The 21100-nt window shown below is 71.0% G+C and carries 16 protein-coding genes; 7 read left to right on the forward strand and 9 right to left on the reverse strand.

The window, feature by feature from the left end:
* Window positions 1-165 precede the first annotated feature (165 nt).
* The 4 genes from HDC93_RS18905 (at window position 166) to HDC93_RS18920 (ending at window position 6060) form a co-directional block, all read left to right on the forward strand.
* Window positions 166-1023 carry an SDR family oxidoreductase gene (locus HDC93_RS18905; protein WP_185012219.1) on the forward strand — a complete coding sequence of 286 codons (858 nt, stop codon included), beginning with the start codon at window positions 166-168 and terminating at the stop codon, window positions 1021-1023.
* 690 nt (window positions 1024-1713) lie between these two features.
* Window positions 1714-4092: a polysaccharide lyase 8 family protein gene (locus HDC93_RS18910; protein ID WP_185012087.1), complete on the forward strand. Its 2379-nt coding sequence runs from the start codon at window positions 1714-1716 to the stop codon at window positions 4090-4092.
* A gap of 154 nt (window positions 4093-4246) precedes the next feature.
* On the forward strand, window positions 4247-5830 hold the full coding sequence (locus HDC93_RS18915) for an acyl-CoA carboxylase subunit beta (protein WP_037821166.1): 1584 nt from the start codon (window positions 4247-4249) through the stop codon (window positions 5828-5830).
* 35 nt (window positions 5831-5865) lie between these two features.
* Window positions 5866-6060: an acyl-CoA carboxylase subunit epsilon gene (locus HDC93_RS18920; protein WP_033313207.1), complete on the forward strand. Its 195-nt coding sequence runs from the start codon at window positions 5866-5868 to the stop codon at window positions 6058-6060.
* A gap of 141 nt (window positions 6061-6201) precedes the next feature.
* Here the strand turns inward: HDC93_RS18920 and HDC93_RS18925 are convergent, their stop codons facing one another.
* From HDC93_RS18925 to HDC93_RS18965, 9 genes are all read right to left on the reverse strand, one after another.
* Complete coding sequence (locus HDC93_RS18925) at window positions 6202-6630, reverse strand: hypothetical protein (protein WP_185012088.1); 429 nt, start codon at window positions 6628-6630, stop codon at window positions 6202-6204.
* A 156-nt stretch (window positions 6631-6786) separates the two neighbouring features.
* Window positions 6787-7368 (reverse strand): ATP/GTP-binding protein, encoded by a 582-nt coding sequence (locus tag HDC93_RS18930; RefSeq protein WP_014675207.1) that lies wholly within the window; start codon window positions 7366-7368, stop codon window positions 6787-6789.
* A complete protein-coding gene (locus tag HDC93_RS18935) occupies window positions 7349-7933 on the reverse strand; it encodes a DUF742 domain-containing protein (RefSeq protein ID WP_185012089.1) in 585 nt (194 codons plus the stop codon). The genes HDC93_RS18930 and HDC93_RS18935 overlap by 20 nt, the downstream gene beginning before the upstream one ends.
* A gap of 94 nt (window positions 7934-8027) precedes the next feature.
* Complete coding sequence (locus HDC93_RS18940; RefSeq protein WP_003993185.1) at window positions 8028-8441, reverse strand: roadblock/LC7 domain-containing protein; 414 nt, start codon at window positions 8439-8441, stop codon at window positions 8028-8030.
* Between the two features lie 10 nt (window positions 8442-8451).
* The gene (locus HDC93_RS18945; protein WP_185012090.1) at window positions 8452-11760 is read right to left on the reverse strand and encodes a nitrate- and nitrite sensing domain-containing protein; all 3309 of its coding nucleotides are present in this window, start codon (window positions 11758-11760) and stop codon (window positions 8452-8454) included.
* A gap of 376 nt (window positions 11761-12136) precedes the next feature.
* Window positions 12137-12712: an ATP/GTP-binding protein gene (locus HDC93_RS18950; RefSeq protein WP_097220936.1), complete on the reverse strand. Its 576-nt coding sequence runs from the start codon at window positions 12710-12712 to the stop codon at window positions 12137-12139.
* Complete coding sequence (locus HDC93_RS18955; RefSeq protein ID WP_030851927.1) at window positions 12693-13088, reverse strand: DUF742 domain-containing protein; 396 nt, start codon at window positions 13086-13088, stop codon at window positions 12693-12695. Before HDC93_RS18955 ends, HDC93_RS18950 begins: the two co-directional genes overlap by 20 nt.
* A 110-nt stretch (window positions 13089-13198) precedes the next feature.
* The gene (locus HDC93_RS18960; protein WP_030231800.1) at window positions 13199-13612 is read right to left on the reverse strand and encodes a roadblock/LC7 domain-containing protein; all 414 of its coding nucleotides are present in this window, start codon (window positions 13610-13612) and stop codon (window positions 13199-13201) included.
* 9 nt (window positions 13613-13621) lie between these two features.
* Window positions 13622-17407 (reverse strand): nitrate- and nitrite sensing domain-containing protein, encoded by a 3786-nt coding sequence (locus HDC93_RS18965; protein WP_185012091.1) that lies wholly within the window; start codon window positions 17405-17407, stop codon window positions 13622-13624.
* 602 nt (window positions 17408-18009) lie between these two features.
* Between HDC93_RS18965 and HDC93_RS18970 the strand changes: the two genes are divergently transcribed.
* The 3 genes from HDC93_RS18970 to gltX all read left to right on the forward strand — a co-directional run bounded on the left by HDC93_RS18970 (window position 18010) and on the right by gltX (window position 20666).
* Complete coding sequence (locus HDC93_RS18970; RefSeq protein ID WP_185012233.1) at window positions 18010-18201, forward strand: hypothetical protein; 192 nt, start codon at window positions 18010-18012, stop codon at window positions 18199-18201.
* Between the two features lie 172 nt (window positions 18202-18373).
* Window positions 18374-19150 carry a fumarylacetoacetate hydrolase family protein gene (locus HDC93_RS18975; RefSeq protein WP_185012092.1) on the forward strand — a complete coding sequence of 259 codons (777 nt, stop codon included), beginning with the start codon at window positions 18374-18376 and terminating at the stop codon, window positions 19148-19150.
* Entirely contained in the window at window positions 19143-20666 is a 1524-nt protein-coding gene (gene gltX / locus HDC93_RS18980) for a glutamate--tRNA ligase (protein WP_185012093.1), read from the forward strand. The genes HDC93_RS18975 and gltX overlap by 8 nt, the downstream gene beginning before the upstream one ends.
* The last annotated feature ends 434 nt before the right edge of the window (window positions 20667-21100 follow it).

The raw sequence follows: 21100 nt of genomic DNA on the forward strand, positions 1-21100 counted from the left end.
GTACACGGGCGGCCCTACAGGCCGGGGGCCCGCCGGGACCGCCACGCGGGACCCCGGCGGTCATCCGTGCGGTGGCGGGGTCCGACGAGACGGGGTTCCGTTTCCAGTGAGCGTATGGAGACAGACGAGACCACGGCGGACGCACAGCGCAGGGGAGAGCGACTCGTGACACTCACCGGCTCCGGCTCGGCCTACGACCCACCGGCGGACCCCACCCCGCGTCGCGCCACGGCCCCCGTCCCCGCCCGGGTGAACCAGTACGGGCCGCCACGGCGGCTCGACCGGCGCGTGGCCCTGGTCACCGGCGCCTCCTCGGGCATCGGGGCGGCCACGGCACGGCGTTTCGCGATGGACGGCTGGCAATTGCTGCTGAACGGACGCGACCGGCACCGCCTGGAGCAGACGGCCCTCGGCACCTCGGCCGTGGTGCTGCCCGCCGACCTCGCCGCCCCGGGCGGCCCGCGCCTGCTCGCCCAGTCCGCGCTGCACACCACCGGCCGGATCGACGTCCTGGTCGCCGGGGCGGGCATGGGCTGGACGGGCCCCTTCACCGCCATGCCGCACACCGACATCGACCGCGTACTGACCCTGGATCTCAACGCCACGCTCCACCTCGTGCGCGAGGTGCTGCCCACCATGATCGCGGCCGGGCGGGGGCGTGTGGTGCTGCTCGGCGCGGTCGCGGGGTGCGTGGGCCTGCGGGAGGAGGCGGTGTACTCCGCCGCCAAGGCCGGACTTGCCGCCTTCGCCGAGGCGCTGCGCCAGGAACTGCGCGGCACGGGCGTGGGCGTGACCTTCGTCGTGCCCGGCGCCGTCGACACGGCCTTCCACACCCGCCGCGGCAGGCCCTACGACGGCAACCGCGCCGGTCTCCTGTCGCCCGGCTGCGTCGCCGGCACGATCTGGGACGCCGTCCGGCAGAACCGCGACGAGGCTTACGTCCCCGCCTGGCTGACCGTCCCGGGCCGGGTCCGAGGCCTCGCGCCGGGCCTGTACCGCCGCCTGCTGAACCGCTTCGGCTGACCAAGGGGGCCGTGCCGGCCGGGGGTACGGGCGTCGGCCGTGCCCGTCGGGTGACGCCGGCCGGGGCTGGTTCTGGTGACTGCCATCCGGCGGTTGCGTCGGAGTGGCCTGTGTCGGAGGCGTGCGGTTCGGCTGACGCATGAGGGCCGTGCCCGGTCGGGGTGACTTACTTCGCCCGTGCCTGGTCGGTGGTTGTCGTCGGCGGTGCCCGCGAGGGTGGCCTGCCGGCGGTGCCCGGTTCGGCTGACGCATGCGGAGAGTGCCGGGTCGGGGCGGCTCATTCCGGCTGGGCCTGGTCGGATGGCTGCCGTCGGCCGTGCCCGGTGCGGGTGGCCCGGGACGTTCCTGGCTCGGGTCTGCCCAGCCGCTCTCGGTCCGCGTCGCCCTGGGCTGATCCCGGCTGAACCGGCCGCCGGGGCCGCCCCACTGCCCTCCCACGGCGCCGAGCCCGCCGCCCTCGCCTTCGACAACGTCTGCTTCGCGGGCTGCCCGTCCGGCCGTTCCTGGCTCGGGCCGTCTCGATCGGCTCCGGCTCCGGCTTCTCCGGCCGTTCCCGGTTCCACCGGCCCCGATCGTCCCCGCTCCGTTGGTTCTTGGCGGTCTGGCCGGTCCGATCGGACCGGCCATTCCCCCGTTCCGGTCACTCCGGCCGAATCCACCGTTCAGGTGAGCCTCTCCCCGTGGTAGGGCATGGGCATGACTCCCCAGCGTCGCCTCTTTCCCCGCCGTGCGGCCGGGGCAGCCGACCCGCTCCGGCCCAGCCGGCGCGCCCTGATGCTGGCGGTCGCCGCCCTCGCGGCCACCGGCGGCGCGGCACCGGCGGGCCGGGGCGGCGACGCGCCGGGCGATCCGTACGACACCCTCCGTCGCCGCTGGCTCGGCATCTCCCTCGGTACCGGTTACGACCCCACGGCCGAGCCCTACGCCGCCCGGCTCACCGGGACCGGAGCGCTCGCCCGGCACCTGCGCGCGAGCATGACTCCGGCGGCGGACTCCCTCTGGCCCGGGCACCCCTTCGACCCGCCGGCCGGCATCACCCTCAGCTACGGCCGGTTGTGGACCATGACCCAGGCCTACGTCCAGCCGGGCACCGGCTCCACCGCCGACCCCGCCCTCCTGACCGGCATCCTGCGCGGCCTCGACCACCTCTCCGCCACCGTCTACAACCCCTCCACCACCCGCTACGGCAACTGGTGGGAGTGGCAGATCGGCAGCCCCCGCCTGCTGACGGACATCACGGCCGCCCTGTACGAGGAGCTGGGGGAGGCCCGCGTCCGTGCCGCCTGCGCCGCCGTCGACCACTTCGTCCCCGACTCGGCCCTCGGCGACTACAGCGGCACCTCCACCGGCGCCAACCGCGTCGACCTGTGCCGTTCCGTGGCCCTGCGCGGCATCCTCGGCCGCGCCCCCGCAAAGATCGCCCTCGCCCGGGACGCCCTCTCCCCGGTCTTCCCCTACGTCACCCGGGGCGATGGCCTCCACGCCGACGGCTCCTTCGTCCAGCACACCTGGGTCGCCTACTCGGGCACCTACGGCCAGGTCATGCTCGACGGCCTCGGCCGCCTCTTCGCCCTGCTCGCCGGATCCGACTGGGAGGTCACCGACCCGAACCGGCAGATCGTCCTCGACAGCGTCGAGCGTGCCTACGCGCCGCTGCTCCACGACGGACTCGTCATGGACAGCGTCAACGGCCGGGCCATCAGCCGCGGTTACCTCAACACCGACGACCGCAAGGTCCTGCGCAGCGACCACTACCACGGCGGGCAGCTCATCGCCGCGATCGCCCTGCTCGCGGCCGGTGCCAGCCCCGCGGAGCGCGAGCGCTGGCATGCCCGCGTCAAGGGCTGGATCGAACGCGACACCGTGAGCCCGATCCTGACGGCACCCCAGTTCGGCGTAGCGGACCTGGCCCGGCTGCACGCCATCGCCGCCTCACCCGCCCCGGCCGCGCCCGAACCCACCGGGCACCACCTCTTCGCCGCCATGGACCGCGCCGTCCACCGCGGGCCCGGCTTCACCGTGAACATCGCCATGGCCAGCGACCGCATCGCCCACTACGAGTGCGGCAACGGCGAGAACCCCCGTGGCTGGCACACCGGCGCGGGCATGGTCAGCTGGTGGGCCGAGGGCACCGGCGACCAGTACACGGACTGGTTCTGGCCGACCGTCGACTGGTACCGCCTGCCCGGCACCACCGTCTCCACCAAACGGCTCGCCGACCGCGAGGGCGGCGAGTGGGGCACGGCCCGCCCGGACGCGCGCTGGGTCGGTGGCACCACCGACGGCACCTACGCGGCCCTCGGCCAGCACCTCAAGGGCCTCGGCTCCACCCTCGAAGCCCGCAAGTCCTGGTTCTGCGTCGAGGACGCGGTGATCTGCCTGGGCGCCGGGATCACCTGCTCCGACGGCGTCCCGGTCGAGACGGTCGTCGACAACCGCACCCTCGGCGCCGCCGGCACCCCGCGCTTCGTCAAGGGCCCGCACTGGGCCCACCTGGAGGACCACGGCGGCTGGGTCCTGTTCGGCCGCGAGCCGAGGGCACTGCGCGAGGACCGCACCGGGGCCTGGTCCGACATCAACACCGGCAGCACACCGGAGCGGCGCACCCGCCGCTGGCAGACCCTCTGGCTCGACCACGGCACCGACCCCGAGGACGCCACGTACACCTACCTCCTCATGCCCGGCGCCTCCCGCCACGCGGTCGCGCGCCGCGCCGCCGACCGCCACTGGATGTCGGTCCTCGCCAACGACGCCGTCCGCCAGGCGGTCACCGTGCCCTCCCTCGGCTGCACGGCCGCCACGTTCTGGCAGGCGGGGACCGCGGGTCCGCTCTCCGCCTCCGGCGGCGCGAGCGTGCTGGTCGTCCGCCGGGGCCGTACCGCTACCCTCTGCGTGAGCGAACCGCCCCGTACGGGCGAACCCCTGGAGATCGTCTGGGACCACCCGGTCCGCCGGGTCGACCGGGCGGACGAAACGGTCGAGGTGCTCTCCACAGGCCGCCGACTGCGCGTGCGCGTCACTCCTGGGGAGGTATGCGCCACCCACGTCTGTGAGGTGACTCTCGCCTGACCCCTTTGTGTGACCCCTACAAGCGACACGCCCCCTGAGCAGTCGGAAAGGCTCATCCGCGCCACGGTTCTGTTCAGGGGTACCAGGAAAACACGCCGGAGACTGTGAGGAGTCGACGGCCCTCATTCCTCGGTCGGCTTCGTAAGGTCACTACATGACCGTTTTGGATGAGGCGCCGGGTGAGCCGACCGACGCGCGCGGACGCGTGGCCGAACTGCACGAGATCCGTGCGCAGGCGATGGCGGGACCGAGCGAGAAGGCGACCGAGGCGCAGCACGCCAAGGGCAAGCTGACCGCGCGGGAGCGCATCGAACTCCTCCTCGACCCGGAGTCCTTCAGGGAGGTCGAGCAGCTGCGCCGGCACCGGGCCACGGGCTTCGGCCTGGACGCCAAGAAGCCGTACACCGACGGTGTGATCACCGGCTGGGGCACGGTGGAGGGCCGCACGGTCTTCGTCTACGCCCACGACTTCCGCATCTTCGGCGGCGCCCTGGGCGAGGCCCACGCCACGAAGATCCACAAGATCATGGACATGGCCATCGCGGCCGGTGCCCCGCTGGTGTCGCTGAACGACGGCGCGGGCGCCCGCATCCAGGAGGGCGTCTCGGCGCTCGCCGGCTACGGCGGCATCTTCCAGCGCAACACCAAGGCCTCGGGCGTGATCCCGCAGATCTCGGTGATGCTCGGCCCGTGCGCCGGCGGCGCGGCCTACAGCCCCGCCCTCACCGACTTCGTCTTCATGGTCCGCGAGACCTCGCAGATGTTCATCACCGGCCCCGACGTCGTCAAGGCGGTCACCGGCGAGGAGATCACGCAGAACGGCCTGGGCGGCGCCGACGTCCACGCCGAGACGTCCGGTGTCTGCCACTTCGCCTACGACGACGAAGAGACCTGCATCGCCGAGGTCCGCTACCTCCTCTCGCTGCTCCCGCAGAACAACCGCGAGAACCCGCCCCGCACCGAGCCCTCGGACGCGGCCGACCGCCGCTCGGACGTCCTGCTGGACCTGGTCCCGGCGGACGGCAACCGTCCGTACGACATGGCCAAGGTCATCGAGGAGATCGTCGACGACGGCGAGTACCTGGAGGTCCACGAGCGCTGGGCGCGCAACATCATCTGCGCGCTCGGCCGGATGGACGGCCAGGTCGTCGGCATCGTGGCGAACCAGCCGCAGGCCCTGGCGGGTGTGCTGGACATCGAGGCCTCCGAGAAGGCGGCCCGCTTCGTGCAGATGTGCGATGCGTTCAACATTCCGATCATCACTCTTCTGGACGTCCCCGGCTTCCTCCCTGGCGTCGACCAGGAGCACGGTGGCATCATCCGCCACGGCGCGAAGCTCCTCTACGCCTACTGCAACGCGACCGTGCCGAGGATCTCCCTGATCCTGCGGAAGGCCTACGGAGGTGCGTACATCGTCATGGACAGCCAGTCCATCGGTGCCGACCTCACCTACGCCTGGCCGACCAACGAGATCGCGGTCATGGGCGCGGAGGGTGCGGCCAACGTCATCTTCCGCCGTCAGATCGCCGAGGCCGAGGACCCCGAGGCCATGCGGGCCCGCATGGTCAAGGAGTACAAGTCCGAGCTGATGCACCCCTACTACGCGGCTGAGCGCGGCCTGGTCGACGACGTCATCGACCCCGCCGAGACCCGCGAGGTGCTGATCAAGTCCCTCGCCATGCTCCAGACCAAGCACGCGGACCTGCCGTCCCGCAAGCACGGCAACCCGCCGCAGTAACCCTGCGGACATCTTCCTCACGGAGACTGACACCCATGGAATCTGCTGACATCCGCGTCGAGAAGGGCCACGCCGAGCCCGAGGAAGTCGCCGCCATCACGGCCATCCTCCTGGCCCGCGCCGCCGCCCGCCCCACGGACCCGGCCCCGGCCCACCGAGGCCGCATCAAGGCGGGCTGGCGCCGCCTGGAACGCGAGCCGGGCTTCCGCGCCCCGCACAGCTGGCGCTGACCTCCTCACGCCCTGACGGCCCCGTCCTCCTTCGGGAGGGCGGGGCCGTGGCGCTGTGCTAGCGGATGACGACGCGCACGCCGGGGAAGTCGAGCGTGGTGGGGTCCTCGGGAAGGAAGCAACGGATGAGGTTGAGAGAGTTCACCCCGGGTGGAGGGAAGGATCCCGCGTCCAGCCAGGCGGCCACGTTGATGCGCGTGAGCGCAAGGCTCCCAGGCCGAGGCAGCGCGGACAACGCGTGATCCCCTTGGGGTAGGCACGTCTCCCCGGCATACAGCCCCAGCCACTCGATCCGGTCGTGCCGCAGCGGAGCGAGGTCGAGAGGGATGCGCCGAGGTGCATCAGGCCGAGGCTGGTCAGCGTTGGTGCCAGGCACCGCTCGCCCAGCTGCCGCAGGCATGCGGATTCCAGGTAGAGGGCGTCCAGAGCTGGGAGTTCCCCCAGCACGTCGGTGTTCTTCAGCGACGCACCGCCGGTCAGGGCTGGTTCGAGCAGAGACTGCTGCGCCCCGAGCGGAGACAGGTCGACATCGCCGCTCAGTGCGACCAGGGACAGCTCCATCAGGTGCATGGCGCAGAGCATCGCGGCCGGCAGGGGAGTACCCGCCGGCGACTGGAGGTGCGGGCGGTCCCTTCAGACTGGTCAGCGGGGACTGCTCGTACAGGGGACACTGCGGCCCCCACTCCTCCCACAGGAGGAACGGGGGCCGCAAGGCGCACGGGGCGATTACCGCAGGCGCGCCATCAGAGCGTGCTCCACCAGCGTGATCAGCGCCGACTTCGCGTCGGCCCGGTGGCGGGCGTCGGTCGTGATGATCGGGGTGTCCGGACCGATCTGGAGGGCTTCCCGGACCTCGTCCGGCGTGTACGGCTGCTGGCCGTCGAAGCCGTTCAGCGCGATGACGAACGGCAGGCCCGAGTTCTCGAAGTAGTCGACGGCGGGGAAGCAGTCGGCGAGCCTCCTCGTGTCGACCAGCACGATCGCGCCGATGGCGCCGCGCACCAGGTCGTCCCACATGAACCAGAAGCGGTCCTGACCGGGCGTACCGAAGAGGTACAGGATCAGGTCCTGGTCCAGGGTGATACGGCCGAAGTCCATGGCCACCGTGGTGGTGGTCTTGTCCCCGGTGTGGGTGAGGTCGTCGATGCCGGCCGAAGCGGACGTCATCACGGCCTCGGTGCGCAGCGGGTTGATCTCCGAGACGGCACCCACGAACGTGGTCTTGCCCACGCCGAAGCCGCCAGCCACCACGATCTTCGCGGACGTGGTGGAGCGGGAAGGCCCTCCGCTAGAGCTTGCGAAGTCCACTGAGCACCCTTTCGAGCAGTGTCACGTCTGGCTGGCCGCCGGCGTTCTCGTCGCCGCCGGGCTGATGGATGGCGACCAGTCCCGCCTCCGCCAAGTCGGCGACGAGGATCCTGGCCACGCCGAGAGGGATCGTGAGGAGCGCCGAGATCTCGGCGACCGACTTGATTTCCCGGCAGAGGTTGCAGATCCGCTGATGCTCGGGCAACTGGCCCTGCATCTGGTGCGGCTGCGCAGTGGTGTGCACCAGCGCCTCGATGGCGAGCTGGTAGCGCGGGCGGGTCCGGCCGCCGGTCATGGCGTACGGACGCACCAACGGATTGTGGTTGTTCGACGCCCCGCCGGGTGCCGGCTCTGGGGTGCGGCGCTGCGGCTGCACGGGCTGGATGCGCGGGGCCGACGGCTGGTCGTACGGCGAAGGGCCGGGGCCCTGCGGCGCGTACGGCTGCCGGTGGCTCGGTGCGGAGGGGAAGTTGTAACGGTTCGGGTTCTGACCACCGTCGCCCTGGCCCTGGGCAGGGCCGTACGACCAGTTGCCCGAAGACGAACCGCCTGGGGGTGTTGCCACTTTCTCCTCCTCCGACTGTGCCTGGCACCCATCGCTGTGGAGCCGCGTCCCGAAACCTTACGGCCACGGGACGCCAAAACGCACCGTCCGTCTGTTAGTTGAGCAGGCTCCCCTGGAGCTCTGCACGAAGGTCCGGTGTCAGGACCGTACCGGCTCGGTCGACCAGCAGCGCCATCTCGTACCCGATGAGGCCGATGTCCGCCTCCGGATGTGCGAGGACGGCGAGGGACGAGCCGTCGGATACGGACATGATGAAGAGGAATCCCCGCTCCATCTCCACAACCGTCTGGTTCACCGCGCCTCCCTCGAAGATCCGGGAGGCGCCTGCCGTCAGGGACGTCAGACCGGAGGCGACGGCCGCGAGCTGGTCGGCACGGTCGCGGGGGAACCCTTCGGACATCGCCAGAAGGAGTCCGTCGGCGGAGACCACCACCGTGTGGGACACCCCCGGGGTGTTGTCCACGAAGTTGGTGATCAACCAGTTCAGGTTCTGTGCCGCCTGGCTCATCGGGCTCACACTAACGCTCCTGGTTGTAGGTGCTGTCAGGACCGAAGCCCTGGCCGTTCGTTTCACTGCCTGCGGTGCGTCCGCGCTGGACGCCCCTGCGCAGGTTGCTCAGCCTGCCCCGGACGTCCTCCGGGGCACGGGAGACCTGGGGGCCTCCCTGGGGGGTGCTTTCGGCGGCACCCTCGATCAGGTTCGCCTTGGGTACCCGCCTCGGCAGGCCGGAGGAGGTGACCCCGCCCGCCTTCGGCTTCCGGAGCTGCGAGGCCTGCTGCCACCGCTCGTCGTTGGCCGAGCGCCAGTCGCTGTCGCCGTTGCTCTCCGGGGTGGAGGCGGGAGGCTCCTGGCTCACGTGCCGTGCGCCGCCCGTGCCGTTCGCTCCGCTCGCGGTGGCTCCGCGGCGGGGAAGCCCGGCGTCGGTGAGCGACGGGGCGGCGGACTGGGTCGGTCCCGGACGGTCGAAGCCTACGCGGTCCTGCTCACTCGCGTCAGCGGCCTGCGCGGATTCCGTTTCCGGGGCCTGAGAAGGGTACTGGTTCGGGTAGCCGTTCTGGTAGCCGTCCTGCTGCGGCCAGTCATCCTGGTGACGCCGCTGCTCGAACGCCGCGAAGCCGCCCTGCCCGCCCGAGTTCGGTGCCGTGGGCTCCTCCTGGGCCGGCTCCGCATAGGAGGGCTCCGGGTAGCCGCCGTTCGGCGAGAAGGTGTCGTTCTGCGGCAGACCGCCGCCCGGCGCGTAGTACTGCTCGTCGTACGCAGAGCGCTGCGGCTCCTCGTACGCCGTGTGCCGCTGCTCGCCGTACGACGGCTGCTGCTGCTCGTACGGCGCCTGACGGTCGTACGAGGACGGCTGCTGCTCCGGGTAGCCGTTCTGGCCGGTGTCGTAGGCCTGTCCGGCGTCGTAGCCCTGCTGCCCGTTGTACTCGTCGCGGTACCCGGTCGCCTGGTCGTGCTGCGGGCCGCTCTGACCGGGCAGAGCGGGCTGCTCGTGCGACTGCGACTCCAGGGCCGCCCGGCGCTCCTCGCGCATCAGGGAGCGGCCGACGGGGTCCAGCTCGCGTATGTCGTCGGGGACGTCGGAGTAGCGGCTGTCGTCGAAGCCGAGCTCCGCGGCCGTGCGCATGGGCTGCTGGTTGAAGTTCTCACCGCCGCCGCCGAAGTTCTGCTCCGGGATGATCTGCGAGACGGTGAACTCGTCGCGGTCCACGTGGCTCTCGCCGCCGCCACCGTGGGTGATCGCGTCCGGCAGCATGACCAGCGAGGTGGTGCCGGCCTGCTCGCCCGAGGGGCGCAGCTGGACGCGGATGCCGTGCCGGTCGGACAGCCGGCCGACCACGAACAGGCCCATGCGCTGCGAGATCGCGGCGTCCACGGTCGGCGGGTTGGCCAGCTTGTGGTTGATGTCCGCGAAGTCCTCGGCGGTCAGGCCGATGCCCTTGTCGTGGATCTCGATCATCACGCGGCCGTCGGGGAGACGGGTCGCGGTCACGCGCACCTTGGTCTGCGGGGAGGAGAACGTCGTCGCGTTCTCCAGCAGCTCGGCGAGCAGGTGCACGAGGTCGGTCACGGCGCGGCCGTGGATCTCGGCCTCCGGCACGCCGGAGAGCTCGATGCGCTCGTACTGCTCCACCTCGGAGGAGGCGGCGCGCAGCACGTCGACCAGCGGGACCGGCTGGTCCCAGCGGCGGCCGGGCTCCTCGCCGGCGAGGACCAGGAGGTTCTCGCCGTTGCGGCGCATACGGGTCGCGAGGTGGTCCAGCTTGAAGAGGTTCTCCAGCTGGTCCGGGTCGGCCTCGTTGTTCTCCAGGTCGGTGATGAGGGTCAGCTGGCCCTCGATCAGCGACTGGTTGCGGCGCGAGAGGTTGGTGAAGATCGCGTTGATGTTGCCCCGCAGCAGGGCCTGCTCGGCGGCGAGCCGGACGGCCTCGCGGTGGACCTGGTCGAAGGCGCGGGCGACTTCGCCGATCTCGTCCGTGGTGGAGATCGGGATGGCCTGGACACGGGTGTCGACGCGGCCGGGGTCGGTGCGGGAGAGCTGGTCGACCAGCATCGGCAGACGCTGCTCGGCGATGCCGAAGGCGGCGTTGCGCAGCTGGCGCATCGAGCGGCTCATCTGACGGGCGACCGCGCCGGCCAGGATGAAGGCCAGGAGCAGGGCGACCACGACGGCGGCACCGGTGATGTAGGCGTCACGCTGGGCGTCGTCGGCGATGTCGGACGCTTCGCTCACGGCCTTGTCGGCCATGTCCGTCTCGATCTTCTCGTACGCGTTGAACTTGAGGGTGTTGACCGCCCACCAGTTCTCTGCGGTGACGCCCTTCTCGGCGAGTGCGGCACGGGCGCTCGGGTCCGTGCTCGGCAGCGTCGCCACGGCCGAGATCATCGTCGTCGGGTTGGCGGGCGGCGGCACGTAGTCCGGGTTCTTGCCCTTGGCCTCACGGGCCATCGCGGCACCGTCGGCCTTGATCTTGGCCTCGGCGGCCTTGAGCTTGTCCGCGTCCTGCTGAGTGCCACCGCCGATGTACTCCTGCACGGCGATGCGCTCGAGGTAGGCGTACGAGGAGAGGGCGATGCGCTGGCTGGCGAGGTTGCCGGCGTCCGGGCCCGGCTTGACCAGGATGTGCATGCCGATCGACCGCTGCAGCGACAGGGCCGCCTTGGTCAGTTCGATGGCGTACACGGTCCGGCCGTAGCTGGTGATGTTTCCGGTGCCGAGGCCGAGCTCGTTGGCGAACTCCGTCAGCGGGTGGGCGACCTCTACGTAGCCCTCTTCGGTCTGGACGCCCTTCAGCTTGGAGGTGTAGGCGACCTGGCGCAGGGTGGCCAGCTTGGGCTCCACCTTGCGGAAGAGGCCGAGCCGGCGCTCCAGGCCGGGCTTGCCCGGCATGTTCTGCGCAGCGGCGTCGAACTCGTCGGCGGCCTCGTCGGTGAGTTTGCGGGCGCCGGCGACGGTCTTGTCGTCCTGGCCCTTGCCCTGCAGCAGCGGAGCGGCGGTGATGTCGCGTTCGTTGTAGAGGGCGTTGGCGTAGAGCAGCGAAGCGCGGACCAGGCGCGCGGTGTTCTCCGCGTCCTCGGCCTCCTGCCAGGTGTCGATCGAGCTCTTCACCTGGAAGCCGCCCATGACGAGGCCGACGACCACGGGTATGAGCAGGATCGCGTTGAGCCTGGTCGCCACGCGCCAGTTGCGCGGGGAGAGACGGCCGCCGCTCTCGGGGGGCGCGGCCGCAGGTTCCGAACCGGGCACGGGGGCGGGCGCCGCTGTGCGCGGCGGCGGGGTGAAGTTGCCCCGGGCCGACGGCTCGGGACTGTTCTTGCTTCGCCTCACTCGACCAACAACCTCTCGGCGGTCGGCACCAACGTTGTGCCGCAGTGTTCAGAGCCCAAGTCGCCGGCGACGGACGAGTACGTCATTGACTATTGGGCAGTTCAGGCATTCCAGCACGACGACCTGCGCTCTTCCAAACAGTCCGAGGCGGGGATTCGACGTGATGCAAGCGCCAGATAAAACGGTCATAAAGAGCGAGCCCCGCCAAAAGGCGGGGCGATTGTGCGCGCAGCGAGACCGGATGTGCGCGACGAGTGGCCATACCACCCGATTCCTCTGCCGAAACGTTATGAACACCGTGGCCGACCGTGTCAAAGGACACAGCCGGCTACGGTGCATCTACGACAACTGCCGTATGGCACTTCTGAATTGGGTGCTACCTCAGCCGTGCCATCAGAGCGTGCTCGACCAGCGTGATCAGGGCACTCTTCGCATCGGACCGGTGCCGGGCGTCCGTCGTGATGATCGGGGTGTCCGGACCGATCTGCAGCGCCTCGCGCACCTCTTCGGGCTGGTAGGGCTGCTGCCCGTCGAAGCCGTTGAGCGCGACGACGAAGGGCAGGCCCGAGTTCTCGAAGTAGTCGACGGCCGGGAAGCAGTCGGCCAGGCGCCGGGTGTCCACGAGCACCACCGCGCCGATGGCGCCGCGCACCAGGTCGTCCCACATGAACCAGAAGCGGTCCTGACCGGGCGTACCGAAGAGGTACAGGATCAGGTCCTGGTCCAGGGTGATACGGCCGAAGTCCATGGCCACCGTGGTGGTGGTCTTGTCCCCGGTGTGGGTGAGGTCGTCGATGCCGGCCGAAGCGGACGTCATCACGGCCTCGGTGCGCAGCGGGTTGATCTCCGAGACGGCACCCACGAACGTGGTCTTGCCCACGCCGAAGCCGCCAGCCACCACGATCTTCGCGGAGGTGGTCGATCGACCCGCGTCAGAGCTTGCGAAGTCCACTGAGCACCCTTTCGAGCAGTGTCACGTCCGGTGCGCCGGTGGCGTCGTCGCCGCCCGGCTGGTGGATCGCGACGAGACCGGCCTCGGCGAGGTCCGCGACCAGGATCCGGGCCACGCCCAGCGGCATGTTGAGCAGCGCCGACACCTCGGCCACCGACTTGACCTCACGGCACAGGTGGCAGATCCGCTGGTGCTCCGGGAGCAGTCCCATGAGCGCGGCGGGGTCCGCGGTCGTACTGATCAGTGCCTCGATCGCCAGCTGGTAGCGCGGCCGGGTCCGGCCGCCGGTCATGGCGTAAGGCCGGACCAGCGGCTGGTCGCCCTCGTCCTCGTACGGCTCCGCGTACGGATCATGAGAGGCGGTGGGCGGGGTCATGGGTCCTCCGGGCGGGACAGCAAGTCGGTCAGCAAGCCGTCTGACGGGGCCTGTGTGGGGTGTGTGGCGGCCGGACGGTGATGTGGTGAGACGGGTGGTGCCGGGGCCGATCAGTGGAGCAGACTGCCTTGGAGCTCGGCTCGCAGGTCCGGGGTGAGGACCGCGCCGGCGCGGTCGACCAGGAGCGCCATCTCGTAGCCGACGAGGCCGATGTCGCACTCGGGGTGGGCGAGCACGGCCAGGGACGAGCCGTCCGAGACGGACATCAGGAAGAGGAATCCCCGCTCCATCTCCACGACCGTCTGCGCCACGTCACCGCCCTCGAAGATCCGGGACGCACCTGCCGTCAGCGACGTCAGGCCCGAGGCGACGGCCGCGAGCTGGTCGGCGCGGTCGCGCGGGAAGCCCTCGGACAGCGCCAGGAGGAGACCGTCGGCGGACACGACGACGGTGTGGGACACCCCGGGGGTGTTGTCCACGAAGTTGGTGATCAACCAGTTGAGATTCTGTGCCGCCTGGCTCATCGGACTCAACTAACGCTCCTGCTGGTGAGTGGGCCGTGGGTGGCTGCCGGTCTGGGTGGACCCGGCCTGACGACCCTGTGCGATTCCCCGACGGAGATTGGTCAGCCGGCCGCGCACGTCATCGGGCGCACGCGAGATCTGCGGACCGCTCTGGTGGGTTTGCTGCTGAGCCGTGCCCGGAACGAGGTTCGCCCGGGGCACCCGGCGCGGCAGGCCGGAGGTGGTGACACCACCCGCGGCGGGCTGGCGGACTCGCTCGGCCTGGCGGACGAGATCGTCGTTCGGCGAGGTACGCCAGCCGGCGGGGGCGGACCGCTGCGGACCGGTGGGTCCCTGCGGCTGCTGCGGGGCGGCCGGAGCGGAGCCGTTGTTCTGCTGCTGCTCCTGCTGGCCGTGGAACCAGTTGGTCTCCAGCGTGTCGTACAGCGGGGTACGACCGTCGCCGGGACCGGACGCCGGCGGCAGGGCCTCGGGCTCCTGCCGGACCGGGCGGGTCTGCGGGGCGGGCGGACGCGGGGCACCGAAGTCGGCCGGGCCCCGGCCAGCGTTCGGCTGCGGCCGCTCGAACTGGCCCGTGCCCGCCGGGTCGGCCTGCGTGGCCGGACCGGGGAGGGTGGGCCGCCCGGAGCCGTTGTCCTGACGGGGCACCGGGTACTGGCCCGTGGAGCCGTCGTCCTGACGCGGAGCCGGGTACTGGCCGGTCGAGTCGTTGTCGTAGGACTGCTGCGCCGGGTACTGGCCCGTGGAGCCGTTGTCGTAGGACTGCGGCGCCGGGTACTGGCCCGACGTGGACGACTGGTCCGGGCGGCCGCCCGGGGTACCGAAGACGTCCGGGCGGACGAACGGACCCTGGCCCTGCGCAGTGTTCGCGCCGGGGCCGAACGGGTCCGCCTGCTGAGGGGCGCCGAAGTCGGCCGGCGAGCCGAGGCCCTGCCGGTCGTCGACGCGCGGGAGGGACGAGGTGCGGGAGACGTCCGGGTCCTCGTGGCCGCGCGGGGCGTCCAGCGAGGCGCGCGGCACCGGCGGCTGGGCGTTCTCGTCGCTCCAGCTCGGCACGCGCTGCTGGGCGTCACCGCCGGGCAGTTCGGCCCGCGGCCCACCGCGCGGCGGCAGCTGCGGCCTGCGGCCCTCGCCCTGCTCGGCGTTGCCACCCTGCTTCTTCTTCCGGCTCCGGCCACCGCCGAAGGCGTCCTGGCCCTGCGGCCCGCCCGTGCCCGCGGCCTGCAGACCCTGCGGGGCACCCGGAGCCTGCCGACCCTGCGGGGCGCCCGGAGCCTGCTGACCGGACGCACCGGCACCGCCCTGAGCCTGCCGGCCCTGCGAGGGGCCACCCTGCTCGAAAGACGATGGGCCGGGACCCTGCGGTCCGCGCGCACCGCCCGGCGCTCCCGGACGGCCACCGTCCGCGTCACGCCCGGGCAGCGCGGCCCGCGGGCTCTGACCGGGACCGAGCCGGCCACCGCCGGACGCACCGGCCCCGAGAGCACCGCCACCGAAGGCACCGCCGGACGCGCCGGCCCCGAGGGCACCGGCGCCCTGGTCGGCACCGGCGGCACGCCGGGCCGCGGCCGCACCGGCGGCGGCCTGCGCGGCGGCGGGACCGCCGCCACCGACCGGCGGCTGACCGGGCTGCTTGGGCTGGGGCTTCCGGCCGCCCTGGGCGACGTCGACGGGCAGCATGACCAGTGCGGTCGTACCACCGGAGTCGGACGGGCGCAGCTGGATGCGGATGCCGTGCCGCTGGGACAGCCGGCCGACCACGAACAGACCCATGCGGCGGGAGACGGAGACGTCCACCGTCGGGGGAGAGGCGAGCCGCTCGTTGATCGCCGCCAGGTCCTCCGGCGACAGGCCGATACCGGTGTCGTGGATCTCGATCAGCACACGGCCGTCGGGCAGCGCGTGACCGGTGACCTTGACCTTGGTCTGCGGCGAGGAGAACGAGGTCGCGTTCTCCAGCAGCTCGGCGAGCAGGTGGACGAGGTCGTTGACCACGCGGCCGGCGACTTCGGTGGTCGGCACCGAGGCCAGCTCGATGCGCTCGTACTGCTCCACCTCGGACGCGGCGGCGCGGAGCACGTCGACCAGCGGCACCGGACGGGTCCAGCGGCGGCCGGGCTCCTCACCCGCGAGGACGAGGAGGTTCTCACCGTTACGGCGCATACGCGTCGCGAGGTGGTCGAGCTTGAACAGCGAGGACAGCTGGTCCGGGTCGGCCTCGCGGGACTCCAGCTCGGAGATCAGCGACAGCTGGCGCTGGATCAGACCCTGGGAGCGGCGCGAGAGGTTGGTGAACATCGCGTTGACGTTGCCCCGCAGCAGGGCCTGCTCGGCGGCGAGGCGGACCGCCTCGCGGTGCACGTCGTCGAAGGCCGCGGCCACCCGGCCGATCTCGTCCCGGGAGTGCACACCGACCGACTCCACGGACGTGTCGACGTCCTGCGGGTCGGACTCGGAGAGCTGCTTGACCAGCTCGGGCAGACGGTCGGAGGCGACCCTGGTCGCGGTGTCCTCCAGGCGGCGCAGCGAGCGGATCATGGACCGCGCCACGACGAAGGCGCCGACCAGCGACACACCGAGCACGATGAGGATCAGGGCACCGGAGATGATCGCGTCGCGCTCGGTGGCGCTGCGCAGCTCGCGGGCCTTCTGCTCCATCTCCTCGAGCAGTGTGTGCTCGATGTTCTTCATCTGCTGGATCTTGGTGGAGCTGTCGTCCAGCCAGTCGCGGTAGGACCGCTTGTCCTGCTGGGCGAGACCGCTCGCGGAGACCAGGGCGCGACCCGCGTAGGTGTCGGTCGCCTTGATCGTCGAGTTGCCGCCGTCCTCGATCGGCTTGAGCAGCTCGGCGGCGGAGTCCTCGCCGTAGATGCTCTTGAAGCTGCGGATCTCGGAGTTCTGGCTCTCCAGGGCGGACTCGGCGTAGAGCCGGTCGTTGGGCGAGAGCTTGCCGGTCGTGGTGTTGCTCGCGGGCAGTGCCGCCGCGAGGGCCGCGCGCTGGATCGAGGAGTACTCCTTGGCGGAGGAGAACGCCGCGAGCGCACGCGTGCGCTGGATCATGTCCGGGTTGCTGGTCGCCTCGGCCATGTCCTGGGAGAGGTCGATCAGGTTCTCGATCAGACGGTGGTACGACTCGATCGTCTGCGTGGAGTTGTCCTCGGAGGCGTAGGCGCCCTTGCGGATCTGCTCCAGGTCGCCCAGTTCGCCGGCGAGCTGGACGAGGTACTCGCGGACGCCCTTGAGGTTGCCGTCCTTGCTGCTGCTGTCGATCTCCTCGGAACTGTCGAGGAAGTTCTTCATCGCCCGGTCGGTCTTCTCGCGCAGTCCCTTGACCGTGAAGTCCGTGGCCTTGCCACCGTGCGCGAGCGGGCCGGCCGACTGGTCGCGCTCCTCCTGGAGCGCGGCCGACAGCTCGGTGGCCTGCTTGGTCAGGTCCGTCAGCAGCTTCATGTTGTCGAGCTGCTGGATGTTGTCCATGGAGTCGTTGATGCGCAGCGCGCCCAGCGACGTGGCGGCGACCACCGGGAGCGCGAGCAGCGACACCAGGCGGGTGGAGATGCGCCAGTTCCGCAGGGCTATTCGCGGACCGGGGCCCACCGGGCCCGCCGGCGGCTTCAGAGACTTGGACGGGCCGGTGGAACCCGAAGCGGTCGGCCCGGAGCGCTCGCCGCCGTCACCGGCAGGGCCCTGCTTCTGGGCGTGCTGGGGCGAGGAGCCGCCATTCATGGGGCCAGTCCCGCCGTGCGGCTCCGGCTCCGCCGAAGCGCTGCCATCCCTCTTGAAACGTCCCTGCACTAGCGTCGCAACCTCTGGACCAGGCACCCCGTCGCCGGAACGGCGGGGCACGGTGTCGGCGTTCTGGGGACGCCCTGAAAAACGCCCCCGTGGTGGTCGTGAGTGACCGGCGCTGGCTCCCCCTTCTCACCGCCGCTCGGCGCGTCTGTGCGCCCCCTGTGCGCCGGCTCGATCCCGCGGCGGTCCGTGAGATTCCAGCACAGCACAGGATCTCCAACAAGGCCCGTAGGCCGAGCCGTGATGTAGGTGACACCACGTGAGTGCCGGATCACCGGTCGTAGAAAGCGAGTTCGCCCATTTCGGGCGTAATCCCGCGAGTCGACGAGTCAGGCCGGGTGTCCCAGTCGCCATGATCAGGAGCGGAATGATGGCTTCAGTGAGCCAATGTCCGTTTCGTTGGGGTGGGGTGTGAGTCCGGATTGACCGTTTCGCCCTCGGATTCGTGAGGAAACTCACACGCTGATCATGGCCGCTGCGCGACCGGGCCGGGGAATCCGATGTTTAGCCTGACGCTTTACATCGATGGCACAACCGACAACCCGCGCCCGTACGGGGGTTCACACCTCGCCCGGCGCCCTCCACAGGACAGGGTCAAGTAAACAGTGAAGACGACGACGATGTTCCACAAGATCGCCAACCCGCGACGCACGACGCTGGCACACCTGGAGGACGCCGACGAACTGCGGACGCCGGAGCAGCCGGAGCACCCCGTCGACCTGCCGGCCCAGACCGCAAACCCCAAGCGCACCGTCCTCATGGAGATCCCCGTCGCGGCCGTCGCGGCCGCGGAGTGACACCAGCAAGTACGCGTGCCGGCCGCCGGATGCTCACGGCGGCGGGACACGGATTTTCCAGGGGCGCCCCCCGCGACGGGGCGCCCCTTCATAATGCGCGGGGCGGGGACACCTCCCCGCGTTAGCCTGGACCGTCAGACTCCAGCCGTTCAGTCAAGGGGCCAAGCATCCCGTGCGCATCGCCAGGTTCTCCATCGACGGGAACGTCGCCTTCGGCGCCATCGAGGGCGACAAGCAGGACGAACTCGTCCTGGACATCATCAAGGGCATCCCGTTCGCGGACTTCGAGCTTTCCGGGACCAAGGTGCCGGTGAGCAAGGTCAGGCTGCTGCCGCCGGTGCTCCCCAACAAGGTCGTCGCCTTCGGCCGCAACTACGCCGAGCACGCGAAGGAGCTGGGCAGCGAGGTCCCCGACGCCCCCTTCGCCTTCTTCAAGCCGTCCACCTCGGTGATCGGCCCCGGCGACGAGATCCAGTACCCCCCCTTCTCCGAAGAGGTGCACCACGAGGCCGAGCTGGCCGTGGTGATCGGCCGGATGTGCCGCGAGGTCCCGCGCGAGCGCGTCAAGGACGTGATCTTCGGCTACACCTGCGCCAACGACGTCACCGCCCGCGACGTGCAGCGCCGCGAGAAGCAGTGGGCCCGCGCCAAGGGCTTCGACAGCTCCTGCCCGCTCGGCCCCTGGGTGGAGACGGACCTCGACGCGAGCGACCTCACCATCCAGCTCACCGTCAACGGCCAGCAGCGCCAGCTGGGCCGGACCAGCGAGATGATCCACTCCGTCGAGGACCTGATCGTCAACATCTCCGAGGCCATGACGCTGCTCCCCGGCGACGTGATCCTCACGGGCACCCCGGCTGGGGTCGGCCCCCTGAACGTCGGCGACGAGGTCGCCGTCACCATCGAAGGCATCGGCACTCTCACCAACAAGGTTGTCAAGCGTGGCTAGCGCATCCGGCTCCCCCTCCCCCAAGTCCTCGACTCCGCTCGGACAGGGGGTACCCCCACGCGTCCGTTTCTGTCCCTCACCCACCGGTAACCCCCACGTGGGCCTGGTCCGCACCGCCCTGTTCAACTGGGCGTTCGCCAAGCACCACCAGGGCACCCTGGTCTTCCGCATCGAGGACACCGACGCCGCCCGCGACTCCGAGGAGTCGTACACCCAGCTGCTCGACTCGATGCGCTGGCTGGGCTTCGACTGGGACGAGGGCCCCGAGGTCGGCGGCCCGCACGCGCCGTACCGCCAGTCGCAGCGCATGGACCTCTACAAGGAGGTCGCCCAGAAGCTGCTCGACGCCGGTCACGCCTACCGCTGCTACTGCTCCCAGGACGAGCTGGACACCCGCCGCGAGGCCGCCCGTGCCGCCGGCAAGCCCTCCGGCTACGACGGCCACTGCCGCGAGCTGACCGCCGCCCAGGTCGAGGAGTACCAGGCCCAGGGCCGCGAGCCGATCGTCCGCTTCCGGATGCCCGACGAGACGATCACCTTCACCGACCTGGTCCGCGGCGAGCTGGCCTTCACCCCGGAGAACGTCCCGGACTTCGGGCTCGTCCGCGCCAACGGCGCCCCGCTGTACACGCTGGTCAACCCGGTCGACGACGCCCTGATGGAGATCACCCACGTCCTGCGCGGCGAGGACCTGCTCTCCTCCACCCCGCGCCAGATCGCCCTGTACAAGGCGCTGATCGAACTGGGCGTCGCCAAGGAGATCCCGTCCTTCGGCCACCTGCCGTACGTGATGGGCGAGGGCAACAAGAAGCTCTCCAAGCGCGACCCGCAGTCCTCCCTCAACCTCTACCGGGAGCGCGGCTTCCTCCCCGAGGGACTGCTCAACTACCTGTCCCTGCTCGGCTGGTCCCTCTCGGCCGACCAGGACGTCTTCTCGATCGCCGAGATGATCGCGGCGTTCGAGATCTCCGACGTGCAGCCCAACCCGGCCCGCTTCGACCTGAAGAAGTGCGAGGCCATCAACGGCGACCACATCCGCCTGCTGGACGTGAAGGACTTCACCGAGCGCTGCCGCCCCTGGCTCCAGGCGCCGTTCGCCCCCTGGGCCCCGGAGGCCTTCGACGAGGCGAAGTGGCAGGCCATCGCGCCGCACGCGCAGACCCGCCTCAAGGTCCTCTCCGAGATCACCGACAACGTCGACTTCCTGTTCCTGGCGGAGCCGGCCGAGGACGAGGCCTCCTGGACCAAGGCGATGAAGGAGGGCTCGGACGCCCTGCTGCGCACGGCCCGCGAGAAGCTGGAGGCCGCCGACTGGACCTCCGCCGAGTCGTTGAAGGAGGCCGTCCTGGCCGCCGGTGAGGCCCACGGCCTCAAGCTCGGCAAGGCCCAGGCCCCCGTCCGCGTCGCCGTCACCGGCCGCACGGTCGGCCTGCCGCTGTTCGAGTCCCTGGAGGTCCTGGGCAAGGAGACCACCCTGGCCCGGATCGACGCGGCGCTGGCGAAGCTCACCGCGTAAGCGCACGGCATCACACCGCGAGGGCGGCGTCCGGTTCGGGCGCCGCCCTCGCCGTCTCCGCCCGGCCGCCACGGAGTTCACCCCTCCGGCCAACTCCCCTCCCCGGAGGGGGCGTTGGATGCCCTCTGTGCGCACGGTGCGCGTGTGCGCCCAGGTACAGGGGAAGAGAGCATGATCCGTTCACGAAGACTCGTCCGCGCGGCATTCGGCGGGGTGGTGGCCCTGTCCTGCACCGTGTCGGCCGCACCCGCAAAGGCGGCGCCCGGAGCCGACGAGCCGGCCGGCACACTGCGGCTGGCCAACGAGAAGCGCGCGACCGTGGACTGCCCCTGGGCCGGGGCGTCCGGCTTCCCGTACCGCCCGGGGACCCTCGGTCACCACGGTGGACTACCCGGGCGCGGTCCCGCCCGCCCACGCCGGCCCCGGACGACCTG

Origin of the sequence: Streptomyces sp. AK010 (genome assembly GCF_014207295.1) — a bacterium.
GTDB lineage: Bacteria > Actinomycetota > Actinomycetes > Streptomycetales > Streptomycetaceae > Streptomyces > Streptomyces massasporeus.

Excerpts from the sequence above, each read along its gene's own strand:
- HDC93_RS18915 (WP_037821166.1), top strand. The coding sequence starts at position 4,247 with ATGACCGTTTTGGATGAGGCGCCGGGTGAGCCGACCGACGCGCGCGGA.
- HDC93_RS18920 (WP_033313207.1), top strand. The coding sequence starts at position 5,866 with ATGGAATCTGCTGACATCCGCGTCGAGAAGGGCCACGCCGAGCCCGAG.
- HDC93_RS18940 (WP_003993185.1), bottom strand. The coding sequence starts at position 8,441 with ATGAGCCAGGCGGCACAGAACCTGAACTGGTTGATCACCAACTTCGTG.
- HDC93_RS18960 (WP_030231800.1), bottom strand. The coding sequence starts at position 13,612 with ATGAGCCAGGCGGCACAGAATCTCAACTGGTTGATCACCAACTTCGTG.
- HDC93_RS18925 (WP_185012088.1), bottom strand. The coding sequence starts at position 6,630 with ATGCACCTGATGGAGCTGTCCCTGGTCGCACTGAGCGGCGATGTCGAC.
- HDC93_RS18910 (WP_185012087.1), top strand. The coding sequence starts at position 1,714 with ATGGGCATGACTCCCCAGCGTCGCCTCTTTCCCCGCCGTGCGGCCGGG.
- HDC93_RS18955 (WP_030851927.1), bottom strand. The coding sequence starts at position 13,088 with ATGACCCCGCCCACCGCCTCTCATGATCCGTACGCGGAGCCGTACGAG.